Origin of the sequence: Streptomyces murinus (genome assembly GCF_002154555.1) — a bacterium.
GTDB classification, from domain to species: Bacteria; Actinomycetota; Actinomycetes; order Streptomycetales; family Streptomycetaceae; genus Streptomyces; species Streptomyces murinus.
The window spans coordinates 1-4,865 of record NZ_MUNF01000415.1 but is presented as its reverse complement, the minus strand read 5'-3'; the positions used below and the strand labels follow the sequence as shown (position 1 = coordinate 4,865).

Here is a 4,865-nt window from a genome sequence, read left to right as displayed (position 1 = left end):
CAGCGGCCGGTTCAGCCGGGCGATGGTGGCCTCGGAGGCGGAGCCCGGCTGAACCGGCTGCTGCCCGAGTACAAGGGCCTCATCGAGCGGGCCCGCACCTACAACCGCCAGGGCTACCCGGTCGGCGGCGCGTATCTGCGCTACGCCAACGAGAAGATGCAGTCGCAGATGCTCCCGGCCGCGGAGGACCTCTACACCAAGGAGAACGCGCGCCTGGACGCCGACTACGGGGACGCGACGCCGTACCCCTGGGCGGCCATCGCGCTCGGCGTGCTCACTTTGGCCGGGCTCGGCTGGGCCCAGCGCCGCGACTACCTGCGCACCAACCGCGTCCTGAACCACGGCCTGGTCGCCGCCGGCTGCGCCACCGTCGTCGCCCTGCTGTGGCTCACCGTGGGACACACCGTCGCGCGCTCCGAGCTGACCGGCTCCTACGACCACGGCATCCGCTCCCTGACCGTCCTGCACGACGCCCGCATCGCCTCCCTGAAGGCGCGGGGCAACGAGAACCTGAGCCTGGTGGCGCGCGGCGCCGAGACCGTCACGGTCGGCGGCAAGCAGTACGACACGTACTACTACGACTTCGACAAGGACATGACCGTGCTCGGCAAGGGCCTCGCCCGGGCGGAGCGGCTCGCCGACGACTCCGGCGGCACCGCGCCCGTGAAGTCCGCCGAGGCCGGCACCGCGCTGTGGAAGCAGCGCCACAGCGCGGCCCGCACCGAGGACGAGAACGGCGACTACCAGCAGGCGCTGGACAAGGTGATCGGCGCCAAGGGCACCACCGGCGAATGCTTCGACGGTGTCGACAGCGACCTCGCCCGCGCGATAGGTCATGAGCAGGCCGAGTTCCAGCGGGCCGCCACGAGCGGGCGGGACGCCATGACCGGGCTGCCCCTCGGCGCCGCCGCCCTCGCGGTGCTCGGCGCGGCGGGCGCCCTCGCCGGGATCGGCCGCAGGCTTTCGGAGTACCGGTGAGAAGGGGCGGGGCGATGGACGCGAGCCGGCTGCGCGGCTGGGGCGGGGTCGGCACGATGGCGGTCCTGTGCGCCCTGGCGCTGGCCTTCGTCCTGCTGCTGCCCTGCACGCAGATCGCGCACCACCACCACGCCGCCCCGGACCGGGCCGGACAGCAGCTCGCCGAGGGCAGCCAGGTGCGCGCCGGGTCCTGCCAGGACTCCGAGGCGCAGAAGCAGACCCTCGCCCCGTCCGGCGCGGACGGCCCGACCATCGACGCCATCAAGGCCCGCGAGGGCGCCCGGCGCAAGCTGATCGTCGGCGTCGACCAGAACAGCTACCGCTGGGGCTACCGCAACCCCAACACCGAGGGCGCCCAGCTGGAGGGCTTCGACATCGACCTGGTGCACCGGATCGCCCAGGACATCCTCGGCGATGCGGACGCGGTCCAGTTCAAGGCGATACCGACCAACCAGCGCATCTCGGCGATCCAGGACGGCCGGGTGGACATGGTCGTCCGTACGATGACGATCACCTGCGAGCGGCTCGGGCAAGTCGCGTTCTCGGCACCGTACTTCAAGACCGGCCAGCAGGTCCTCGCGCCCAAGTCGTCCACGATCACCGGGTACAACGACACGCTGGCGCACAAGAAGGTGTGCACGGCCACCGGTTCGACGGGGTACGCGAAGCTGGACGCGGACAAGAAGGCCGGGACGCTGCCCGCCTCCACCGACCTCTCCACCACCGTGCCCAACCAGCTGGACTGCCTGGTGCGGCTCCAGCTCGGCGAGGTGGACGCGGTGGTCACCGACGGCGCCCTGGCCGCGAGCCAGGCCGCACAGGATCCGACCGTGGAGCTCAAGGGCGCGCCCTTCACGACCGAGTACTACGGAGTGGCGATGAAGAAGGACGCCTCCGATCTGGTGCGCCGGGTCAACCGGGTCCTGGTCTCCTACCGCGCCAGTGGCTGGCAGGCGTCGTACGACACATGGCTGTCGGCCACACTGGGAAGGGACTCCTCGGCGTCCAAGCCGCCCGCACCGCAGTATCTGCGCACCAGTTGAACCACGGCCGACCGGAACACACAGCAAGCGAGAGGTGATCGATGGGCGTCACGGACCCCGCCGGGCCGGTGATGGACCGGGACGAGGTGGACCGTGCGCTGGCGCGGCTCGGCCAGGAGCACGAGGCCATCGAGACCTCGCTGCTCGCCCTCCAGGACCACGCGGGCCGCAGACTCCTGGAGGGCGCCGAACTGTCCGGCGTCACCCAGGAGCGCTGGCGGGCCACGGAGGACCGGATCACCCTGCTGTGGTCGTACTTCGACGCCTATACGGCCGCGCTGCGCGGCGCCCGCGAGATCCGTTCCCGGCGCCGCTGGTCCAGCCGGGAGGACCTGGCCGAGCTGACCGAGCTGCTGCGCGGCACCTCCGTCGCGGTCGCCGGGCCCGGCACCGGCAGGCTCAGCGAGAGCTTCTCGCTGGCCGAGCTGGTGGACCGGATGAACGAGATGTACGCGAGCAGCCTGGACCTGGTCGTGACCGCCGACGCGGTCTGGTCGGCGCTGCCCGCCCGGATCGATCTGCTCGCCGCCGAGCTCCAGCGCACCCGGCAGCTCGCGCACTCCGTCGGCGTGCGCCCCGGCGAGCACCCGGCCGGGGACGACCTGGAGCGGATCACCCGCACCCTGACCCGGCTGCGCGAGGACGTGATCCGCGACCCGCTCGCCTTCTGGGTGCCCGCCCGGGGCAGTTCGGCGCCCGGCGGCGGCCGTCCGGACACCACGGTGTACGACCGCGAGGCGCGCGCCCTGGAGGACGTGCGCCGGGAGATCGACGCGGTGCTGACCGTGCGCCAGGACGCGGAGGCCCGGCTGATCCGGCTCCGGGACGTCCTCTCGCGCGCGGACCGCACCCTCGCCGAGGCCCGTACGGCGCGCGGCGAGGTGCTGGCGAAGATCGCGGCCACCGAGGTGCCGGTGGTCAGCGGCCCGCCGACCGTGCTCCAGGAGCAGCTGGCGACGGCGGCCGAGTACCGGCGGGGCGCCCAGTGGCACCGGCTGTCCCCGCTGCTGGAGTCCCTCGAACAGCGGGCCGAGGACGAACTGCTGCGCGCCCGCGAGCAGTTGACCGCGGTCACCGCGCCGCTCGCGGTCCGCGCCGAACTGCGCGGCCGGCTCGACGCCTACAAGGCGAAGGTCGCCCGGCACGGCCTGGCCGAGGACCCGTTCCTGGTGGAGCGGTACGACGCCGCCCGGCGGATGCTGTGGAGCGCCCCCTGCGATCTGCGGGTGGCCGAGGGCGCGGTGCTGCGCTATCAGCGGGCGGCGGCCGAACTGCTGGACGGCGCGCCCGAGGACCGTAAGGGGGACCAGTGATGAGCGGGGCCGGGCGGGACTGTCAGCGGCCGGGCTGCGAGGGGTCGTACGAGGACGTCGGCGGCGGCGAGCTGTACTGCGACACCTGCGGTCTGGCGCCGGTGGTGTCGGCGACCGGGATGGTCGGCTCGCCGCCCACCGGTGTCACCCGGGGCGCCGCCGAGAGCCGGAGTTCCGGCAGTGCCCGCAGCGCGCGCACGTCCTCGCAGTCGTCCAGGTCGCGGCGCTCGGTGTCCGGGCGGCTGTCGCGGTCCCTGTCCGGCGGCGCCGCCACCGCCCGCTCGGTGTCGGTGCGCAGCTCCGGCTCGTCCTCGGGGTCCTCGGGGCGCGGCCGGCTGGGCGTGGGCCTGGTGGATGTGCCGCAGGTGCCGCGGCCCGACCCGCACACCATGGTCCTGGACAACCCCGAGGTGCCCGAACGCAAACGGTTCTGCTCCCGCTCGGACTGCGGGGCGCCGGTGGGCCGGGCCAGGGGCGAACGGCCGGGCCGTACCGAGGGGTTCTGCACCAAGTGCGGCCACCCGTACTCCTTCGTGCCCAAGCTGAAGGCCGGGGACATCGTGCACGGCCAGTACGAGGTCGCGGGCTGTCTCGCGCACGGCGGCCTGGGCTGGGTCTATCTCGCCGTGGACCGGGCCGTCTCGGACCGCTGGGTGGTGCTCAAGGGCCTGCTGGACACCGGGGACCAGGACGCGATGGCCGCCGCGATCTCCGAGCGGCGCTTCCTCGCGGAGATCGAGCACGCCAACATCGTGCGGATCTACAACTTCGTGGAGCACCTGGACCAGCGCACCGGCTCCCTCGACGGCTACATCGTCATGGAGTACGTCGGCGGCAAGTCCCTCAAGGAGATCGCCAACGCCCGCCGCACGCTTGAGGGCAGACGCGATCCGCTGCCGGTGGAGCAGGCGTGCGCGTACGGCATCGAGGCGCTGGAGGCGCTCGGCCACCTGCACAGCCGGAACCTGCTGTACTGCGACTTCAAGGTCGACAACGCCATCCAGACCGAGGACCAGCTCAAGCTGATCGACATGGGCGCGGTGCGCCGCATGGACGACGACGAGTCCGCGATCTACGGCACGGTCGGCTACCAGGCCCCCGAGGTCGCCGACGTCGGCCCCTCGGTGGCGAGCGACCTGTACACCGTGGGCCGCACCCTCGCCGTGCTCACCTTCGACTTCCAGGGCTACACCAACGTCTACGCCGACTCGCTGCCGGACCCCGAGACCGTCGAGGTCTTCCGCCGCTACGAGTCCTTCTATCGGCTCCTGGTGCGCGCCACCGACCCCGACCCGGCCCGCCGCTTCGGCTCCGCGCAGGAGATGGCGGAGCAGCTGACGGGGGTGCTGCGGGAGGTCGTGGCCCTCCAGAGCGGCCAGGCACGGCCGGCCCTGTCGACCCTGTTCGGGCCCGAAGTGCGGGTCACGGACCCGGAGTTGTTCCCCCGTCTGCACGCAGACGTGTCGCGGCTGGGGGCACGGGAGATCCGGGGGCGCAAGCGCGGCACCGCCGCCCCCGGATCTCCCGTGCC

Annotated in this window: 4 protein-coding genes; all 4 read left to right on the top strand. The window is 72.9% G+C overall.

Annotation, left to right across the window (positions count from 1 at the left end; translation table 11 throughout):
• The coding region (locus CCN72_RS24350; RefSeq protein ID WP_086809595.1) for a hypothetical protein at positions 1-978 on the top strand (978 nt) is incomplete at its 5' end.
• A gap of 14 nt (positions 979-992) precedes the next feature.
• Complete coding sequence (locus CCN72_RS24345) at positions 993-2,021, top strand: glutamate ABC transporter substrate-binding protein (protein ID WP_086809594.1); 1,029 nt, start codon at positions 993-995, stop codon at positions 2,019-2,021.
• Positions 2,022-2,062: 41 nt separating this feature from the next.
• Entirely contained in the window at positions 2,063-3,334 is a 1,272-nt protein-coding gene (locus CCN72_RS24340) for a coiled-coil domain-containing protein (RefSeq protein WP_086809592.1), read from the top strand.
• The coding region (locus CCN72_RS24335) for a serine/threonine protein kinase (protein WP_158101405.1) at positions 3,334-4,865 on the top strand (1,532 nt) is incomplete at its 3' end. The genes CCN72_RS24340 and CCN72_RS24335, both read left to right, overlap by 1 nt.